Here is a 19,462-nt window from a genome sequence, read left to right on the forward strand (position 1 = left end):
GCCATAAAGAATTGGAGGAAACGAAATTAAAAAAGCACGCGAGATGCGTGCTTTTGCCTAGTTATTAGATCGCCCAAGCCCAAGCTTAACTGGCTTCGGGTAAGCGATGTTTTGACTCCAACAAGTGGTTAGCCGAAGCTTGACGTGCTTTTTCAGCATTGCCTGCCATTATTGCTTCATAAATCTCACGATGTTCTTCGATGCACGTATTGCCTTCCTCAGATGAGTGAGCAATAAAGTTAATGAACATTGTAGTCAGAACATGCCCAAACGGTAAGAAAAAGTCGTTTCCGGTTGAGTTAAAAATAATGCTATGGAAACGAATATCTACATCCATCCAGCGCGCTTTGTCCAGTTCGTCTGCTTTAGCGACTTCCAACATATCTTGGAATGCTTCTGATAGCTGAATTCGCTGTTCCGCAGTGGCATTTTTCGCTGCGAGTGCACAAGCTTCAGGCTCTATAGCGCGTCGTAACCCCAAAAATTGATGACAGAACTGATCTATCTCTGTTAGACCGTCCATCCATTCAATTAATTGTGGGTCTAAAAAGTTCCAGTACGCTCGGTTGATGACTCGAGTACCAACTTTTGGACGTGACTCGAGTAAACCTTTTGATGTTAAAAGTTTTACGGCTTCACGCAAAGCTGTGCGACTGATACCAAACTGTTCACACAGGGACATTTCTCCTGGAAGAATGGACCCTTGAGGGATCTTGCCTGACAAAATGCTACGAGCAATTTCGCGAGCTACTTGTACATGTAAGCTGCGCTTGGAACCGGAGATAGAATGAAATTCACCAGACATAAAATCACTTATCGTTAAAATTGTATTATTTAAGCTTGGACTATATCATCCAAAGTGTAGCTCACCAAGAAGATGTTTACGTAATAACAGCTGTCTTCACAAATCCATTTTGAATCTCCGACTGCTTTATGAAGCCTTCATGATTATGATACTTAGCGTATAACAGATGAGGCCACCGATTCTTACATCATTCCTTATTTATTTGTTAGCTCAATATGTTAGTTAACTCTAGTCGCGCCTACTTATTGTACTCACTGATTTTCAATACACAGCACACAATTTGAATAGAAGGTCAGGTTTCTTGTTAAATAAAGTGATATTGTATTATTATATACTAAAGATCGGTGTGCATGATGTTACTACTCGACCATTCAATATTGAGTTTGGCCAATATACCTCGCGAGTAAAAATCATATTCATAAGATCGTTAGATTTTAGACGCTAAATAACAGTGCTTTACATTTACACAGAAAGTCTCCGCCTTCAAAGCGTGTTTCATTTGGCCTTTTCTAATTATTAGCTAAACAAGTCGTTTAGGCTGCTGGCAATGAGGAATATAGATGGCAGAGTTTTCACTTCTCGGGAATTCAAATCACAAGATACATGTACAAGTAGCAAGACAGATTTCTCGCAAAATATTGTCAGGAGAATTAAGTCAAAATGAGAAGCTCCCGAGTGAAATAGAACTGTGTAAGTTGTTTGGTGTTAGTCGGACAGCACTACGAGAGTCGACGAAGTTGCTGTCTGCTAAAGGCTTAATTATCTCTAAACCAAAAGTTGGAACTACGGTACTACCAAGAAACTATTGGCATTTTCTTGATCCTCAACTCTTAGAGTGGATCCAAGATTTAGAAGATACTAAGCCGTTTCTATCTCAGTTTTTAGGATTGCGTAAAGCCATAGAACCAGAGGCGTGTGCGCTGGCAGCCCAAAATGCCAATGCTGAGCAAAGAAAGCTGTTGTCAATTGTATTTCAAAGAATGACGATGGCAGCACGATGTCACGATTATGATGAGTGGATTGCTAACGATCATTTGTTTCATCAAACGATATTCCTTTGTACCGATAATCAATTCTACGTTCCCTTCAGCAATATACTTTCGACCATATTTAAGGTGTTTATTGACAAGTCAGTTGAAGGAGGGAGGTTCTGCCTTAATGAGCACCGTGCAATTTATGATGCAATTATGGTCGGAAACTCATTTCAAGCTCGTTTAGCCTCTCAAACGCTGTTAAATGATGAGAATCAGAGGCTTTCCGACGCCGTGAATAGTTAAGAGCTTGCGTACACCTTTATTGACTAAAAAGATTTTTCTGTCGTTTCTTTTTGTCATGAACTTTGCCTAATGACCGAGCTCTTTAGTTTAAACGTTTAACCTCATTACAAAGGTTTACTAATGTTTTCCCAACCATATATAAAGAAAAATTTATCTCTTGCTTGGCCGCTCGCTCTTAATGCTTTGTTGATGCAATCAATGCTTATGATTGATACGCTGCTTGTTACTCCATTAGGTGAAGTTTCACTTGCTGCTATGGGGATTGCTACAACAATAGTTTCTTTCGTTTTAGGTATCCAAATGGCTCTAGCAAATGGGTCTCAATTGGTACTTAGCCGTGCCGTAGGCTCTGGTCATTATCTATCGTTAAATAAAGGTTTCTGGGCAGCTTTAGTTATCAACGTTCTAGTCGCATCCTTATTCTGGCTGTTGATTACTGTCTTTGATGAAGCATTAATCAGTAAGTTGACGGATAACGTTGATCTCTATGCGGAGACAAAATGCTACCTTGCAATTGCTAAGTTCATCGTCATATTCAATGCCATTACTCAGGTTATGATTGCGGTGTTCAATGCGCTTGGACGGACCAAAGTTCCATTTAAAGGCTATTTGATTGAATTGCCAGTCAACGTGGCGATGTCTTATGTTCTGATTCACGGCCTGACTAATTTTGAAGGTATTGGCGTTCAAGGCGCCGCGGCGGGTAGTTTGGTTGCTATTAGTATTCGGCTGTTATATTTAACCATGTGCATTAAGCTTGATGATTCTATCATCTTGTCTATTAAGAAGCTTGATGCGTCATTGAAAAGCAATATACATAAGCATTTTAAAGAGATTTTCCCCGTCGCGGCGAACGTCACAATGTTACAAACTGGCGCAACGATATACATGTTGCTGTACTCGCAACTGACCTTAAATGCTTATGTCGCTATGACTATCGTGATGCCTTGGATCAAAGCGGGTACTCAGTTCATTACTGCTTGGGCGCATTCATCGGCAATCACGATTAGCCAAGCAATTGGATCAAGAAAAATGGATGAGCTGCGTAACAATGTCGATATTAGTATTGATATGGCCGTGATGATCTCGTTCGTTTCAGCATTTTTCTTTTTTGCACTTAGTTTCGTTCTTCCTGATTTGTATCCCGACTTAGACCCGAGTACTTACAAAGCGTTATCCGCGATTGCTCCACTTTACATACTGCTACCGATAGTACGTGGCTATAACACCGTTCATGGTCATATTTTGAGAGCGTTAGGTAAAACAACGGAGGTGTTTAAGATTAACTTTACCGGTCAGTGGGTAATCTCAATACCGTTATGTGCTTTGATGATTTTATACTTGGACCTTTCAGTGTTTTGGGTGTTTGCAATCATGCCGTTTGAAGAAATTGTTAAGGCATGGCCATTTAGGCATTTAGCACGTAAGTCTCTGAAAGATTTCGATATTAATAAGGCAGACAAGCTAATGTACGATTGATTCTATGACTATTGGATTAGGTCGAAAATATTCGTAGATGCTATGGACTAAAGAGGAGTATGTCTAGCTTATCATTTTGGGGTTTATCGAGTTTATAAATTGTGATCAATAGAGCACATCATAACTTCTTTCCTCGAATCATTCCGTTGCAAACCTTATTATATGTATGACAATATTACATATAATAAGGTTTGAACATGAAACTCAATCTACTCGTAGCCGCAATGGCTGTTACCTTACCAACTCTTGCTATCGCTTCTGATTTAAATAATGGCGTTGATTATCCAGTCCCTGCCGATAAATTTGATATGCGAAACTGGAAGATCACTATTCCTTCCGATATCAATGAAGACGGAAAAGTGGACGAAATCGAGGGTGTGGCGATGCTGAGTTATTCACACAAAGACTTCTTCTTCTTGAACGAAGAAGGCAACTTGGTGTTTGAAGTGCAGAATAAAGCGGTAACGACAAAAAACTCGAAGAATGCTCGCTCTGAACTACGTGAAATGCCTCGTGGCGCTGACTTTTCTATTCAAACCGATGATTTAGCAAACCATTGGGCTTTATCGAGCCACCCTCAGGCTGCTAAACACAGTCGCGTAGGTGGAACGTTGGAAGCGACCTTGAAAGTGAACCATGTTTCTGAACACGCCAAATTTCCAGAAAAAGGGCCTGCTCATTCTGTTGTTGTCGGTCAAATCCACGCGAAAAAAATTGATGCAAGAATAAAAGAGGGTAAAGGTTATGGACATGGAAATGAACCCATTAAAATCTTCTATAAAAAATTCCCAGAACACAAAATGGGCTCTGTATTTTGGAACTACGAGCGTAACCTAGCGAAGGAAGATCCAAATCGTATTGATATTGCATATCCAGTATGGGGAAATACTTGGGATAACCTTGAAGAACCAGGCCAAGCAGGTATCGCTCTTGGTGAAGAGTTCAGCTACAAGATAGAAGTTCAAGGAACTATGATGAACTTGACGTTTGAAACAGAACGCCACGAGACAGTGACTTATTCCATAGATCTCAGTAAGGGGATTGATAGTAAGGACTTTGAGCATGGCTATGCAGAAGACATGTTCTATTTTAAAGCAGGAGCTTATGGTCAATGTAGCGTCAGTGAGTCTCACCCTGTGTGGGGTACAGGATGTGCGGGCACCGGTGATTTTTCAGTCGACAAGAAAAACGGTGACTATAACAGCGTGACATTTTCTAAGCTCAAGCTAAATCAAAATTGAAACTAATAGAAAACTAAGAGCTACTCGATTTCTACTTAAGCCTCATCGATTTGATGAGGCTTTTGTTTTCAGTGGAATTCTTTAAAAGGTAAGAAACAAGATAGAGCAAGCAATCACTGGGACTGGCTTGAATTTAGAGTATTGTGTTGAATTTTGTTCTTCTTAAGAGGTAAAAAAATAAAGCCAGGCTCGAAAGCCTGGCCTAGTATCAAGTGCTACAAAATAACACTAGAGTTGCTTTGAATCGATGTTATCGAAATATGCTTTTGTTGAAGCACCACTTGTGTCCCCTACGTAAATAGTTAGCTGTGATGGTGTATTCGTTGCGTCTAAGCCTGTTTCGGACTGGCTTGGCGCATCAACCGTTTTTCCATTAATAGAAACGTTAATCTCATCACCATCCCAAGCTAGGGACATTGAGTTCCAAGCGTCAGTCGTAATAGTGCCTATTTCTACGTCATCTGATCCTGCTTCGGCTTCAACTTTACCGCTGCCCGAAATTCTCAATTCGTAGTAACGATCTGAGTTGTTTTTACCTGAGCCAACATTAATGTATGTAGTTTTTTCGTTGTCTGACGGAATGTAAACATCGAATGACACGCTACCGTTTGATGTTGCTCCGTTTGAAAACTCGCGCGTAACGTATGGTTTGTTGGTCGTATCTGTGTCGGATATTAGCAGAGAGTTAGCGCCGCTCTTTGATACGTCATCACTTACTACAGCCACGGACGTCAAGGTGGAGGAGTCATCAGCAACCGTATTGTATTCTTTCCAACTAGAGTTTGCTGAACTGATATTTGTTCCTACTGGGTATGAGTCAAAGTTTTCACTCACGTCTTCTGACGGTTTATCAGGATTAGAACTTCCGTCTGAAATGACAACCGCTTCGCTTGATGCACTGTTGTAAATTGTCGCGAGGTCTAAGCCTGGAATGTAGTTGTCAAAATCCTCTTCTAGAACCAACACTTCAGAGCCCGAATCACTAGAGTAAATCTTCAAGTTGTCTGCATTTAATTCAAAGTTTGTAGTGTTGCCATTATCACCTAGTCTCAGTGATACATAGGTTACAGCGGTGCCATCAGCGACAGGTAACATTTCACCTATTTGTTTACCGTTAACCGAAAAAGAGAAGAAGTTTTCTATCCAACTGACTTCTATCGCGAGGTTTTCACCTAACTCAAACGTGTCGCCTGTTTCCGTCAAGTTTCCACTTGCATCGCGGTATTTGATTTTGCCGTTTTCAAATGCCACTTCGCCATGCAAGTTGGAATTCGAGGTTTTTGCTGCATAAAATGAGATGTAAGCATTGTCACCAGAACCGTCGGCTTCCTGTTCTGTTTCTTCATGATGCTGGTAAGTTAGGTCTACAGTTAGTCGGCCTGTTGAAATTTCTGAAACACTCGTTGAATCAGACAGCTTGATTCGTAACTCACCGGTGTCTTCTTCTGTTCCACCTTTATTGGTATCCAAAATTTGTACGACGTTGTTATCGCCAGCGTCATTATTTGCCGCTGCAACTGCATCTTTCACCGCATCGTTTTCTGATTCATCGTTACCGGTGAAGTTTCCGTCATTTGTTCCTGAGATGGTTAACATGCCGTTTGAAACTTCATAAGTCCCTGTTAACTCGGTAGGGTTACCTAGATCGCTCTCGTCATAAAGGTTGAATGTAAGCGTCTCTGTATCTTTATCTTCGGTATAAGTTGAAGTGTAGATTGTGTAAGTACCGAAGTTATCATCATCGTTATAATACTTTTGCGTACCGTCTTCAAAGACATAGACGTTTGGCAGGTCGTGCTCATCATCGGATTTCGCCACAGTGGCTGGTGTTGAAATATCCCACATACCTTGGCTCAACTCAGACTCAGTTTCTGTTGGTGGGGGAGCCGATGGTGCATCCCTTAAATCAGTGTTACATCCGGTTAACAAACCTGTGGAAATAGCAATTGCTGCTGCAATTTTTGTTACTTGCATGGTAGGTACTCACTTCTATGTGTTTTTATTTATGTAATATTGTTAGACAAATAATTTCTGTCATCTAGATGGTTTTATCAATAGAATGATCCGACTCACACTAGATACAATGATTGCTCACTGAAGTGATGAATAAGTCACACAAAATAGTTGAATATCAACATCAATAAGAGCTGAACCTTTATGAGGTTGACAGCTTTCTTTATAGAGGAACAGCAAAAACTAAAGGTGATTTAGGAAAGAAATTTGATTTTACATCAAGATTTTTGATTTTAAGCCATTGAAGTTATTGTTGTTTATATTTTTTTAATCTTCTTCTTTATCATATGAAACGAGTTAAAACATTTCTCTGTAAGTGATGTCTACAAAGGTCGTTTTAGAATCAGACATAGCTAACACTTTTGAATATATAATAATACAAATTGTCAGTTGAGGGGCACTTACATGATTAATATCACAGAACTCTCATGATGAATTAACTAGTATTTGTCATACATTAATTCAATAGTGTTGAATCAAATCCAGGGATTTAAGTGGTATCCCAAAAATATATACAGAGAGATATAATCATGAAAGCAGTTACAACAATGTCCCTATTCGTTGCTTCCACATTAATGGCGGGAGCGGTTTCCGCAGCAACTTTAGACTATCGCGCAGAATATAAGCATGAGAGTGAAACTTATGCCCAACGTATCAAAATTAGTGGTAGTTCTAAAATTAACGATCAGACCAAACTGAACTTTGGTGTTGAACAAAAATTCCATAGTTACGACAACTCGCATTTTTGGGATCAACTCGTTGCTGGTGATTCTGAGTTTGATTGGGGAGTTCGCTACCAAATAAATAAACAATGGTTTATCCAACCAGGGATGCCTATTACTTTTGGTGATGATGACGAAAAAACCACTTATAAACCACAAGTTCGTGTTGGTTACAAATCCTCTTTTGGCTTAAGTACCGCTTTACGTTACCGACACGAATTTCAAGTTTATTCAGATGGTGCAGGTAACAAAACACTAACGGATGGTACTTCGGTAAGCGTTGCTGGGAAAACAGTTGAACAAGGTAAGTGGACACTGACAGGCTCTTACGATATGCGTCAGTTTGATAACGAGTACCTTGATAACGTCAAGCTGAGCTATGAGATCAACTACAACAAAAACTATGACGAAGTGCGTTTATCTGATTGGAAAGATTCTGAGTGGGATGCTGGCTTAATTGTTGGTTACCAAATGGGAGATTTCCGTCCTTACTTTGAATTGTGGAATGTCAAAGGTAAGGATGGTTCAACCACGGATGACCGCCAATTGAGAACACGCCTTGGCCTTAAATACAGCTTTTAACCCGAGTGTTATTGCCTAATTGTTGTTACAGCAAAAGAGCTGTTAATTCATTTTTATATTGTAGGTGTTAGATTACATGAAGCATATTTTCTTCAAAAGCTTGTTAGCTTCTTCTATTTTACTTGCTGTGGGCTGTAATAGTACGACGACCATGGTAGATCCATTTCCAAACAACCAAGAAACTGGTGCTGATATTCTGACTCCCGTTACGATAACGGCGAGTAGTCATGATGGTAATGTTCCAGAGCAGTTGTTTGACCAAGATATTATGACACGTTGGTCAGCAAATGGTGATGGTGAGTGGGCGATGTTGGATTACGGCTCGGTTTATGAGTTCGACGCAATTCAAGCCTCGTTCAGCAAAGGTAACGAACGCGTCAGCAAATTTGATGTTCAGTTTAGTACTGATGGTGAAAACTGGGTGACGGTTATTGAGGGTGCGCAAAGCTCTGGTCGTGCACTTGGCTTAGAGCGCTTCCAGTTTGAGCCTGCAGTAAAAGCACGCTATGTTCGTTACGTTGGCCACGGTAATAGCAAAAACCAATGGAACTCAGTTACTGAGTTAGCTGCAGTTAATTGCGGAATTAATGCCTGTCCGGCAAGTCACATCATTACTGATGACGTCGTTAACGCTGAAGCGGCTATGATTGCGCAAATGAAAGCGGAGCAAAAGGCACAAAAGGATTTACTCAAAAAGAATCGTAAAGGCGACTTTGGAGCACCAATCGTCCGTCCTTGTGAAACGACTGTGACGTGTGATCTTTCTAAAGCGATGCCTTACCCTACGTTACCGAAAGAGCCACTCGCTACAAATGCACCGGGTGAAAACTTTGACTTAACACGTTGGAAACTGACGACACCTTTCGACCATGACAAAGATGGTCGTGCTGATGATATTGATGAGTGGGACTTGGCTAACGGCTTCCAACACTCTGATATATTCTACACAGCAGATGATGGCGGAATGGTATTCAAGAGCTATGTGAAAGGCGCTCGAACTTCTGAAAACACTAAATACGCGCGAACTGAGTTACGTACCATGCTTCGTGCTGGTGATAAGTCTTACAGCACAAAAGGTGTAAATCCTAATAACTGGGTATTCAGTTCTGCACCAGTTGAAGATCAAAAAGAAGCGGGTGGTGTAGACGGTACGCTTGAAGCGACTCTGAAGATTGACCACGCAACCACAACTGGTCAGTCGCATGAAGTTGGCCGCTTTATTATCGGCCAGATTCATGACAAAGATGATGAGCCAATTCGTCTTTATTATCGTAAGCTACCAGACCAACCAACAGGTACAGTTTACTTTGCTCACGAAAAAACCAAAACTGGAACAGAGGATTACTACAGCTTAGTGGGTGATATGACTGGTGAAATCGGTGACGATGGCATCGCGCTAGGTGAAAAATTCAGCTACATCATTGATGTGAAAGGCAACACAATGACAGTTACGGTAAAACGTGATGGTAAAGATGATGTTGTTCAAGTCGTCGATATGAGTGACAGTGGCTATGACGAAGGTGGCAGATATATGTACTTTAAAGCCGGTGTCTATAACCAGAATATGTACGGTAATCCAGATGATTACGCACAAGCTACTTTCTATAAATTAAAACAATCTTTTGGTAAGTACCAAGGCTAGTTCTATCACTTATAGTTGATTGAAGTCCTTTGCCCTCAGCTTTGTAGCTGAGGGCTTTTTTCTATAGAAGAATAAAACAGCTCAAATATTATTTTAATTGACATAGATAAATTAATTTAAAAATTTATCACTATAGATAGGTAATAATTATTGATTGCTTTTATCTTCTGACAATGTTTATTTTTAAGTGCGAATGTATATTAGAGTAGTTTAATTGGTTAAATTTAAAATAACTCAGCGTTAGGGTAGATAAATATCTCATGAAACTATAGAAGCTGTTTTTAAGCTGCCTAAGTGGAGGTTGATTTATATATTTATCGTAGAAGGAAACACTATGCGTGAAGCGAGTTGAATTGTGGTGTTCTAAAAGAAGAGGCCACGAGAAAATAAATTTCCCGTGGCGGCAGTATGAGCTTTGTTCGTTGCTTTAGAGCATAGTAGCAAGCCTATTGCTAAGAGATTGAAATGACTATTGATGAAGAGTGCTCAAAGCACTAAAGCTCACATCAAAGATTTCTCCTCGATATGCATTATCAGGTTTAAACTGAGGGTAAATTCCGGCTTTGAAGTAAAACGCAATATCAGGCGACGCCCATCTTTCAGTAAGAGTATAGGACTTGTTGTTAGCGGTGTCTGAGTATGCTTCTCCCCACTTCAGTGTGTGCGAGACCATATTACTGCCATCTGCATCGTAGGTGGCTAAAAACAGTCCTTCCTTATCGGCACGGATCGTATATTGCCAGTCTTCGTTTACCGCGTAGGTACCAAGCTTAACACTGAATGCGTTGCAATCAGTACAGTCTTTGTTGTTATCAAGTTTGTAGTTATCGTTCAGAATAACTCGGACTGGCTTATTGTCACCTTCCCAAAGTAGCTTCACGAGTGCTTGGCTGATTTTCCAACCATGTATCTGGCCTACCACGACTTTTGGTAATTGACCGTCGATTTTAGGGTATTCGTTAATTCTTAGTGTTGCGTTTAGCGTATGCGAAGTTGCACCGGTACGACTATCTTCAATATACCAACTTGTCTCTTCATCGCTGGTGCTGCAATCCGGGGAGTTAGTACTGATGTAGAGCTCTCGCAATTCTGAACGGATGTAACTGGAGTTGGCCGTTGACGTGCCGTAACCCATATCGGCGCGGAAATGCATGCTACCGTCAATAACATTGAAGTATGATAAATCAATCTCGCGTTGGTAAACGCTCTCTTCGTTAGACAGAAGATCTTTACTTGAATTACAACGCTCAGGCTCTAATTCAGCCGCGCTGTCACCGCCAAAACCATACCAATCATTTTTGCTTGTAGGAATGGTTAATTTCCAATCGTCAATATTCCAGGCTATTGAATCAGTATGGTCAGTTTTGGTTAGTCCTAACTGCTTAAATTGTACCTTTGCTTCACCGTTTTCAAACTGGTTATAAACTCCGGCTTTAAAGTAGCTCAGGAGGTGCTGCCAGTAGGATACATCTACATTTACCTTTTGTTCATCGTTCACTTTAATGGTTAATGTGTTTTCTCCGATTTTTACTTCGAATCGCGTGAATGCGTTGAGATCGGCTTTTCCTAAGTCATAACGATCATATGATGTTGCATAACAATCTGATGCGCTAGAAGGTAGACTGCAATCTATGGCATTGTTCTTTACTACCGCCCAGTAATGACCAGTGATACTGTTTCGTTCTTGTTCCCAAACGATTCGTAACAAAGGGTGTGGGATAGCACCTGTACCAGAAGTATCTGTGCCTTTGTTATGAATTTGCAGGAAAGTGACTTCATCATGGTTTGCAGGGGAGCTAGCCATTGCAAGGTTAATCTCTGGTAATCGAACATCTGCATACAAAGTTCTAAAGACGCCTTGTTCTGAAATGTTGAAGTTTTCTCGCTCACGAACTTCTGAGCGCATTTTGTAGTTCGACATTTTAAAGACAAGGTAATTGGAATCCTTTTCTGCGTAAAAGTGGTCACTCTTATAATCCGAGAATGCTCCATTTTTGACGTCACTGGTTTTATTTCCCTCCTTCCCATTGGGATCTGATACTTGTAAATCTGAATTACTCAATATGTTTTGAAATTTTGCTATTGAGTATGGTGCTACATGCTCTTGGTGCGGAATATTTGGTTTATCATCTTGGCTTGTAGGGGCGGTATTTCCTCCACACCCTATTAATCCAAGCCCAGAGAAGCTTATTAGAAGCAATTTAGTTGATTTTATAAACACAGTAGTACGTCTCTTACACTATTTAATATTTGTAATACAATATCATTTTAGTGTTGTTGGGGAGTATTTTAGTCATAAGTTAAATAGTAAAAGTGTTAATTAAATCTCAGAAGAGTTCTATATCTATAAGTGGTGTCTTTGATAAGGCGTAAGGCTAAGTTATGTCTGTTTTTCCTAAGAGTTATTAACGGTTTTACTATGATTAAACGCTAATTGATAAGCTCATGTAGAGTCATGTAAACAATCAAAAAAAGCCGAACATGACGTCCGGCTTTGAATTAGTTCCCGATTTTTACATTAATTTTTAGTGACTAGCTAAAGATTAAATTTGTGCGAATGCGCCTTCCCAAGTGTAAGCCACACCGTCGAACTCAACGCGATGTGCCGCGTTTTGCTTGTCTTCGTCTAGGTTGCAGATAGCGAAGTGGTAAGCGTTGCCTGTGGTGGTTTGCAGACGAATCACGGTACCCACTTCGTTGTTGCCAACGACGGTTACTGACTCTACTAGGCCACGAGCGCCAACCGATGCTTCGATAGACTCGTTGAAGTAACCGTGTGTCTCTAATACAGAAGCAAACACGTGGTTCTGACCAGATTGACGTAGGATCAGTGCTGGCTCGCTCTTCAAGTTGAAGTCTGGATCATTTGCGCCAGTGCGAGTGAAGAACACTTTGCCGCCGTTTGTTGCGCTTGTGATTAGCGAGTAGTAGCTGTTGTCGTGCAACCAACTTACCAGTGAGCTGCCTTCAACTTGGCCTGAACCCACATTCCATAGATGCTGGTAGCCGTTGTCTTCGCCCATTGGACGCAGCGTGCTTTCTACGTCGTATTCAAAATCCGTACGGATGATTTGACCAGAGTAGTGCACTGGCAGATCGTATTGGTGCGCTTGATCTGCTTCGATGCGGTAAACATCAATCACAAGTGGTTTTTCGAATTCTGGCAATTCAGCAAGAATGATGCTGCGCTGCATGTCTACACCGTTGTAGTAACCAGAAATACGACCGCTCATGCCTTGCAGTTTTTCGTCATCAGCTTTGAAGAAGTGCTTAGAACCGAACTTGGTTTCTGCTAGCGCTGTGTCGAAGTTGTTTTGTGTCTTTTGGCCAACCGTTACTGTGTTGTGCGCGACGGTCTGCTTACAGTAAGACTTGTTCTCTGGGATGTAACGACCGCCAAATTTAGGCTCAACGTTTACCCAGCGACCAAAGCCGTAATCGTGCAGCACTTCATGACCGCGGTTAAACACGCTCAGGTGCAGACCATCGTAGTGACCGTGGTCTAGCGCTGAGTGGTATTGGTGATCGCTGCCGTGTTGACCAAACCAGATAAGCGCCATTGTATCTGCGGTATTGGGGTCGTCGTCTTGTTCGTCACGGTGACGAAGAATGCTTACGCCACCTTTTTCGCCTTCAGGGCCGTCTGTTACGAATAGGCTTCCCCAGTTGAATGGTTTGATGTTGTCTGTTGCTGCAACCGCGTCAGACAATGTTTTGCCTGAGATATGAACCCAAACGTCTTGTTGGTGGTCTGCCATGCCAAGTAACGTTTCAGACTGCTCGTAACGGTGGAAACATACTGACGTTGCCATGATTACGCCTTCATCATTGATCGAAATCGTCTTCGATGAATCGTTCAGTGCTGGCAAAGTACCATCTGGGAATGCCGTCTTAAATACCGCGTAAGACGTGGTCTTGATGACCGAGTCGTTGAATTCGTAAATACCAAGCTCAGGCTGACGACGTTCAATCGCTTCTGCGAATAGGTAGATTGGACGCAGCGAGAAACGGTGGTAGTAAGGACCTTCCATGTAGTAGCCATCTGGCGAGAACAGTTGGTCTAACTGAGCTAGGAAGCCGCCGCTCACTTTGTCCAGTTTCAAGCCGTAAAGCGCTTTGTCTACTGCATCTTGATCGTTGATTGCGTAACCACAGATACCTACTGCTGCTACCGCCCACAGACCGTGGTTGTGTACGATGTCGAAGTCGTGACCGTAAGTGACTACGAACAGCTCAATCATTTGTTTGAACAGGTCGTTTTCAATCAGTGTTTTTTGCTCTTCTTCCAACGTGTGGTAAATGCAGCTGTACGCACAAGAGGCGTATAGCATCCACATGTTCTCGTTAAGAGTTTGGTGGAAGATCTTACCCGGAGGGTTAGAGTCGCGGCTGGTGTTGCTCTCTAGCGTCGGGTAAACCTTCGCGTAAGCCGTTAGCATGTCCACGATGTAATCACGGTATTTCTGTTCGCCAGTGATAAGGAATAGGCGACCCGCTAGATCAATGTGGATGTAGTTTTGCTTGTGACGGTTATGCTCGTAGCCGCCGCCTTCGCCGTGACCTGGAACTTCAATACCCACCTCGGCCATGTAAGCGTCAGTTTGTTTGATGTCACGTGCGAGTGCATTTCCTAATAGGCTATCCGTGCCAAGTGCTTTGCTTAGTTCTGCCGCTTCTTCAAAGTTCATTAATAGCGGTTGGTAAGACTGGGTTTGGTAGCTCATTATTATTTCTCCTGCCCGAATGCGTTTACTTCTAGAGAGTAGAAGCCATTCCAGCTGTAGGTTTTACCGTTCAATTCTACTTGGTGTGGGGTTTGGTCGTCAGCGCCTAGCACATTGCTGATCATCACAGTAACCAGTGATTTTTCAGTCGTGATTTCTACGATGCTGCCAACGGCGTTGTAACCCACGACGCGGATATCTTTCACCTGACCACGTGCATTCACCGACTGCTCAAACTCTTCGTTGAAGTAGCCGTGTGTTTCTAGCACAGAAGCAAATAGCGTCGATTCGCCCTTGCTGCGTAGAATGAATGCTGGTTCGCTACGTAGGTTAAAGCTTGGGTCATTGGCGCCAGTGCGAGTGAAGATCACTTCATTGTCGCGCGTGTTCTCATCGACAATAGCTTTCGCGCTGCTGCTTGTGCCTAACCAAGTGTAGTAGGTGTTGTTTTGTAGCCAGCTAACCAACGCCGTATCTTGCACTTTGCCGCTTGCTACTTTCCAAAGGTGTTGATAACCGAAATCATCGCCAAGCGTGCTCAGTTCACCAAAGCTTTGGTAATCAAAGTTAGTACGTACGATTTGACCATCGTATTGATGAGAGTAGTCGTACTGATGTTCGCCTTCACCTTCGATGCGGTAAAGGTCTAGCAGTAGCGGTGCTTCAAGCTCATCGAGGTTAAGCATGAACACACTGCGCTGCATGTCTGTATTCGGGTAATGGTCGTTCGCAAACGCACTCATACCGTTGATTTCAGTGCCTTCTACTTTGAAGAAGTGAGGCAAACCGTGCACTGAATCAGCGCGGTCTACATCGAAACCATTCTGACATTGCTCATCAATCGTTACCGCGTTGTGCGCGATAGTTTGACGTGCGTACGATTTGTTTTCGTCTAGGTAACGACCGCCAAATTTAGGCTCTACGTTTACCCAGCGACAGAAGCCGTATTCACGCAGCACTTCTTGACCACGGTTGAAGAAGGTAATGCCAAGCGTATCGAAGTTACCATGTCCCATGCCGTGTTGACCGTAGTTCATCACAAGCTGTGACACATCACCGGTTTTATCCTGCATACGGATAAAGCCTTGTGCACCGTTGTTACCAGTTGGACCTTCGTTAAGCTCCACACTCGGCCAGAAAGGCATGCCGATTTCACGGTCTGCGATGGCTTTATCGTAGGCTTGAGAAAGCTCTAGACCACATGGGTGCATCCAAACGGCGTTTTGAATCTTCGCCATGCCTAGGATGTTGTCATCCATACCGTAGTGTTTGCTGTAAACGCTCACTGCAACTTGAACACCCATGTCGGTAATGCTCATGGTACGAGATGCGTCGTTTAGGGCAGGGAACTCACCATTCGGGTAAGCCGTTGCCAGCATCGCTTGTACAGTGTTGCCAATCACTTTGTCTTTGTAGCTGTAGATGTCTACTTCAGGCATGTGACGGTGTACTACTTCTGCAAATACACAAGTTGGACGAATCGCATAACGATGGTAGTACGGACCTTCCATGTAGTAACCAGAAGGGGCGAACAGTTGCGAGATTTGCGCTAGGAAGCCACCGGTATCATCACGGTCTTGACCGTATACCGACATCTCTAGATATTCAGGTTTGCCAATGGCTAGGCCACAAATACCAACGGCCGCCACTGCCCAGATACCGTGGTTGTGAATGCGGTCGAAATCGTGCGCGTATTTCACTGTGAACATGTCTAGCATTGGTTCGAAAATGCGCTTAACAACGGCTGTGCGCTCTTCTTCTGTCATCACTGATGCCACGCAAGAGTAAGCAAGGCTAGTAAACATTAACCAACAGTGTTCATTAAGGATCTGGTGGAAAAGACGACCTGTTGGGTTAGTGTTTTTCTGTACGTGGAAATCAAAAGTGAGGTACTTCTCTGCGTAAATAGCGAGAAGATCTTTGACGAACTGCGCGTACTTTTCTTCTTGAGTGATCAAGAACAAACGACCCGCTAAGTTCATGTAGGTATAGTTTTGTTTGTGGCGGTTGTGCTCGTAGCCACCCGCTTCGCCGTGACCTGGTACGTCTAGAGGCAGACGCATAAAGGCTTCAAGTTCCTTGCGATTCGCTTCAATGGATTTGCCCATTAAGCTCGGCTTTCCGACTTCCTTTCTTAGTAGTTCGACTTCTGCTTCAGTCAACAAAATCGGTTGTGTAGTCATTTCTTTACCACCCTCAGATGAAGTGTGTTGTTTTCTTAAACTTTCTATAAAGTAATACAATATTAAGTTTTGGTGTAGTTTTTGTGGCAAAAAGGGAGAGTGAAATCACGCGAATTTAGCTAACTTATTGATTTATATTGTTGTGGTAATCCTTGTTGTGGCTGATGTTTCGGCGTTATCAATCGTTAAGTGGAATGCTTTAACGAGCACCGTTTGATGAATATCACATATTTTTAGATATATTGTATGACAATTAAAATAGATCGGATATGCTCGTTACCAATTCGACAGCAGACCCTTTCGCTTCGCGTTTCACTTTTATCAATACGACGCTTTTTTAAGAGAACCTTTTAATAAAAGCATGGTTAAGAATGAAGTGCCGTAGGGTTCGCTTTAATAGAGACTTTTTAGGAGTATGACGATGAATTCTTTCTTTGTATTAGATGAGAACCCGTGGGAAGAGCTAGGCGGCGGTATCAAACGTAAAATTGTTGCTTACACAGATGACCTAATGGCGGTTCACCTATGTTTCGACAAAGGTGCGATTGGCGCTCCGCATACTCACGAAATCCATGATCAAATCGGCTACGTAGTACGTGGCAGCTTTGAAGCAGAAATCGAAGGCGAGAAGAAAGTACTTAAAGAAGGCGACGCATACTTTGCTCGTAAGCACATGATGCACGGTGCGGTTGCACTAGAGCAAGACAGCATTCTTCTAGACATCTTCAACCCAGCTCGTGAAGACTTCTTAAAATAATCTATAGCGCAACCTCAGTTGCTAAGGTGACAACATGAAATCATTAAACATCGCGGTCATTGGCGAATGTATGGTTGAGCTACAGAAAAAGGAAGGTCAGCTAAAGCAGTCATTCGGTGGTGATACGTTGAATACCGCACTGTATTTATCTCGTTTGACCAAAGCTCACGATATTAAAACCAGCTATGTAACGGCTCTGGGTAACGATCCTTTTAGCCAAGAAATGCTATCAGCATGGCAAGAAGAGGGCATCGATACTAGTCTGGTTCTTTCCGTTAAAGAAAAGCAACCAGGTATTTACTACATCGAAACCGATGAAACTGGAGAACGTTACTTCCACTACTGGCGTAACGAAGCGGCCGCTAAGTTCCTATTCGAGCAAAATGAGTCTCCGCAATTAGTCGACAAACTTTACTCGTACGATGCGGTTTACTTGAGCGGTATTACATTAGCGATCCTTACTGAAGAAGGTAAGACGCAACTGTTTGGCTTCCTTGAGCGCTTCAAGGCACAAGGTGGTAAGGTTATTTTCGATAACAACTACCGTCCTAAATTGTGGGAAAGCCGCGAGAATGCCATGTCTTGGTACCTTAAGATCCTTAAGCACACAGATATCGCACTGCTCACATTTGAAGATGAGCAAATGCTTTACGGTGATGAGCATTTAGAACAGTGCATCGAGAGAACCTCTGCACTGGGCGTGGATGAAATCATCATCAAACGTGGTAGCAAAGATTGCTTAGTTGTCGCGAATGGCGAAGCGCAATACGTGGCGCCAAACAAAGTCGACAACGTGATTGATACAACAGCGGCTGGTGATTCTTTCAGTGCGGGCTTCTTGGCGAAGCGTTTGACTGGCGGCAATGCAGCGGAATCGGCTTACTCTGGCCACTGTATGGCTGGCGCGGTAATTCAACATAAAGGTGCCATCATTCCACGTGAAGTGATGCCAGATCTTCCTTTGTAATTCTTTTGCGGAGCGTTGAGTAATCGGCGCTCCGCAGTGATTTATTGAACTCAAGTTAACGACGACGAGTACACTCTTATGACGACATTAAACGAACAATTAGCAAACCTAAAAGTAATTCCTGTTATTGCCATCAACAAAGCAGAAGATGCGATTCCACTGGGCCGCACTTTGGTTGAAAACGGTATGCCTTGCGCTGAAATCACGTTCCGCACAGAGTGTGCTGCAGAAGCGATTCGTGCTATGCGCGCTGAGTTCCCAGAAATGCTGATCGGTGCAGGTACGATCCTAACTAACGAGCAAGTTGACCAAGCGATCGAAGCTGGTGTGGACTTTATCGTAAGCCCTGGCTTTAACCCTCGCACGGTTCAATACTGCCTAGACAAAGGTGTGGCTATCGTACCTGGCGTAAACAACCCAAGCCTTGTTGAGCAAGCGATGGAAATGGGTCTGCGTACACTTAAGTTCTTCCCTGCTGAGCCATCTGGCGGCGTTGGTATGCTTAAAGCATTAACGGCGGTTTACCCAGTGAAATTCATGCCAACAGGTGGCGTGAGCCTAGGTAACGTAGACGAGTACCTGTCTATCCCTTCAGTACTGGCATGTGGCGGCACTTGGATGGTGCCAACAAAACTTATCGATGAAGGTAAGTGGGATGAACTAGGGACACTGGTTCGCGACGCAGTAGCTCACGTAGCATAAGTGTCGTAACACCCCGATAAAACTAGCGAAAGAATGAAAAGCGAGCCTCAGTGCTCGCTTTTTTGTGTTTGAAAGTTTGAAAGAGGCGAGAGTTAAGAATCGCATTCATATAAATCCTACTTTCTATCAAATTTTTTCGAAACATCTCATTACGTTTCCTTCAAAGAAATGCCGCGCATTTTTGATCTTCAGACAAAGCGCGAAGAAGAAAAATATTCCATACTCTAATAAATTTCAATTAGACAATTTGTATTACAATATATTGAGGTGTTCTGAATGGCAATTATCTCCTAGAAAGCCATTGGTCTAAGAAAGTAAGGGGTTTGACGTATTTTTTTCGTTGAATAACTTATGCTTTAGATCACAAT

General features: G+C 42.6%; 13 protein-coding genes. 8 read left to right on the top strand and 5 right to left on the bottom strand.

From position 1 onward, the window contains the following. Positions 1 to 85 precede the first annotated feature (85 nt). Positions 86 to 805, bottom strand: a complete 720-nt coding sequence (locus R7Q38_RS03810) for a FadR/GntR family transcriptional regulator (RefSeq protein WP_005388529.1) — start codon at positions 803 to 805, stop codon at positions 86 to 88. A gap of 560 nt (positions 806 to 1,365) precedes the next feature. On the opposite strand from R7Q38_RS03810, the gene R7Q38_RS03815 reads away from it, so the two are divergent. The 3 genes from R7Q38_RS03815 (at position 1,366) to R7Q38_RS03825 (ending at position 4,802) form a co-directional block, all read left to right on the top strand. Then, positions 1,366 to 2,082 (top strand): FadR/GntR family transcriptional regulator, encoded by a 717-nt coding sequence (locus R7Q38_RS03815; protein ID WP_017634231.1) that lies wholly within the window; start codon positions 1,366 to 1,368, stop codon positions 2,080 to 2,082. A gap of 189 nt (positions 2,083 to 2,271) precedes the next feature. Beyond that, entirely contained in the window at positions 2,272 to 3,561 is a 1,290-nt protein-coding gene (locus R7Q38_RS03820) for an MATE family efflux transporter (protein ID WP_025998585.1), read from the top strand. A 197-nt stretch (positions 3,562 to 3,758) separates the two neighbouring features. Then, positions 3,759 to 4,802, top strand: coding sequence for a polysaccharide lyase family 7 protein (locus tag R7Q38_RS03825; RefSeq protein WP_054578992.1), 1,044 nt, complete (start codon positions 3,759 to 3,761; stop codon positions 4,800 to 4,802). A 228-nt stretch (positions 4,803 to 5,030) separates the two neighbouring features. Here the strand turns inward: R7Q38_RS03825 and R7Q38_RS03830 are convergent, their stop codons facing one another. Next, on the bottom strand, positions 5,031 to 6,776 hold the full coding sequence (locus tag R7Q38_RS03830; RefSeq protein ID WP_033906977.1) for a hypothetical protein: 1,746 nt from the start codon (positions 6,774 to 6,776) through the stop codon (positions 5,031 to 5,033). 569 nt (positions 6,777 to 7,345) lie between these two features. On the opposite strand from R7Q38_RS03830, the gene R7Q38_RS03835 reads away from it, so the two are divergent. Together R7Q38_RS03835 and R7Q38_RS03840 are read left to right on the top strand one after the other, a co-directional pair. After that, positions 7,346 to 8,119 (top strand): oligogalacturonate-specific porin KdgM family protein, encoded by a 774-nt coding sequence (locus R7Q38_RS03835; RefSeq protein ID WP_017634227.1) that lies wholly within the window; start codon positions 7,346 to 7,348, stop codon positions 8,117 to 8,119. Between the two features lie 76 nt (positions 8,120 to 8,195). Next, positions 8,196 to 9,761 carry a polysaccharide lyase family 7 protein gene (locus R7Q38_RS03840; protein WP_017634226.1) on the top strand — a complete coding sequence of 522 codons (1,566 nt, stop codon included), beginning with the start codon at positions 8,196 to 8,198 and terminating at the stop codon, positions 9,759 to 9,761. A gap of 469 nt (positions 9,762 to 10,230) precedes the next feature. Here R7Q38_RS03840 and R7Q38_RS03845 read toward each other — a convergent pair whose 3' ends face one another. The 3 genes from R7Q38_RS03845 to R7Q38_RS03855 all read right to left on the bottom strand — a co-directional run bounded on the left by R7Q38_RS03845 (position 10,231) and on the right by R7Q38_RS03855 (position 16,668). After that, positions 10,231 to 11,982: a polysaccharide lyase family 7 protein gene (locus R7Q38_RS03845; RefSeq protein WP_225496200.1), complete on the bottom strand. Its 1,752-nt coding sequence runs from the start codon at positions 11,980 to 11,982 to the stop codon at positions 10,231 to 10,233. Between the two features lie 322 nt (positions 11,983 to 12,304). Then, positions 12,305 to 14,485, bottom strand: a complete 2,181-nt coding sequence (locus tag R7Q38_RS03850; RefSeq protein ID WP_225496199.1) for a heparinase II/III family protein — start codon at positions 14,483 to 14,485, stop codon at positions 12,305 to 12,307. A gap of 2 nt (positions 14,486 to 14,487) precedes the next feature. Continuing rightward, positions 14,488 to 16,668 carry a heparinase II/III family protein gene (locus R7Q38_RS03855; protein WP_318114078.1) on the bottom strand — a complete coding sequence of 727 codons (2,181 nt, stop codon included), beginning with the start codon at positions 16,666 to 16,668 and terminating at the stop codon, positions 14,488 to 14,490. Between the two features lie 421 nt (positions 16,669 to 17,089). Here R7Q38_RS03855 and R7Q38_RS03860 point away from each other — a divergent pair, with 421 nt between their 5' ends. From R7Q38_RS03860 to R7Q38_RS03870, 3 genes are all read left to right on the top strand, one after another. Then, positions 17,090 to 17,425: a cupin domain-containing protein gene (locus R7Q38_RS03860; RefSeq protein WP_005450851.1), complete on the top strand. Its 336-nt coding sequence runs from the start codon at positions 17,090 to 17,092 to the stop codon at positions 17,423 to 17,425. A gap of 34 nt (positions 17,426 to 17,459) precedes the next feature. After that, the gene (locus tag R7Q38_RS03865) at positions 17,460 to 18,392 is read left to right on the top strand and encodes a sugar kinase (RefSeq protein ID WP_167415983.1); all 933 of its coding nucleotides are present in this window, start codon (positions 17,460 to 17,462) and stop codon (positions 18,390 to 18,392) included. A 78-nt stretch (positions 18,393 to 18,470) separates the two neighbouring features. Next, positions 18,471 to 19,094, top strand: a complete 624-nt coding sequence (locus R7Q38_RS03870) for a bifunctional 4-hydroxy-2-oxoglutarate aldolase/2-dehydro-3-deoxy-phosphogluconate aldolase (protein ID WP_005388506.1) — start codon at positions 18,471 to 18,473, stop codon at positions 19,092 to 19,094. The last annotated feature ends 368 nt before the right edge of the window (positions 19,095 to 19,462 follow it).

It is taken from the genome of Vibrio sp. Vb0598 (genome assembly GCF_033338935.1).
Taxonomy (GTDB): domain Bacteria; phylum Pseudomonadota; class Gammaproteobacteria; order Enterobacterales; family Vibrionaceae; genus Vibrio; species Vibrio alginolyticus.

Excerpts from the sequence above, each read along its gene's own strand:
- R7Q38_RS03860 (WP_005450851.1), top strand. The coding sequence starts at position 17,090 with ATGAATTCTTTCTTTGTATTAGATGAGAACCCGTGGGAAGAGCTAGGC.
- R7Q38_RS03870 (WP_005388506.1), top strand. The coding sequence starts at position 18,471 with ATGACGACATTAAACGAACAATTAGCAAACCTAAAAGTAATTCCTGTT.
- R7Q38_RS03835 (WP_017634227.1), top strand. The coding sequence starts at position 7,346 with ATGAAAGCAGTTACAACAATGTCCCTATTCGTTGCTTCCACATTAATG.
- R7Q38_RS03865 (WP_167415983.1), top strand. The coding sequence starts at position 17,460 with ATGAAATCATTAAACATCGCGGTCATTGGCGAATGTATGGTTGAGCTA.
- R7Q38_RS03840 (WP_017634226.1), top strand. The coding sequence starts at position 8,196 with ATGAAGCATATTTTCTTCAAAAGCTTGTTAGCTTCTTCTATTTTACTT.
- R7Q38_RS03855 (WP_318114078.1), bottom strand. The coding sequence starts at position 16,668 with ATGACTACACAACCGATTTTGTTGACTGAAGCAGAAGTCGAACTACTA.
- R7Q38_RS03810 (WP_005388529.1), bottom strand. The coding sequence starts at position 805 with ATGTCTGGTGAATTTCATTCTATCTCCGGTTCCAAGCGCAGCTTACAT.
- R7Q38_RS03850 (WP_225496199.1), bottom strand. The coding sequence starts at position 14,485 with ATGAGCTACCAAACCCAGTCTTACCAACCGCTATTAATGAACTTTGAA.
- R7Q38_RS03820 (WP_025998585.1), top strand. The coding sequence starts at position 2,272 with ATGCAATCAATGCTTATGATTGATACGCTGCTTGTTACTCCATTAGGT.
- R7Q38_RS03830 (WP_033906977.1), bottom strand. The coding sequence starts at position 6,776 with ATGCAAGTAACAAAAATTGCAGCAGCAATTGCTATTTCCACAGGTTTG.
- R7Q38_RS03825 (WP_054578992.1), top strand. The coding sequence starts at position 3,759 with ATGAAACTCAATCTACTCGTAGCCGCAATGGCTGTTACCTTACCAACT.
- R7Q38_RS03815 (WP_017634231.1), top strand. The coding sequence starts at position 1,366 with ATGGCAGAGTTTTCACTTCTCGGGAATTCAAATCACAAGATACATGTA.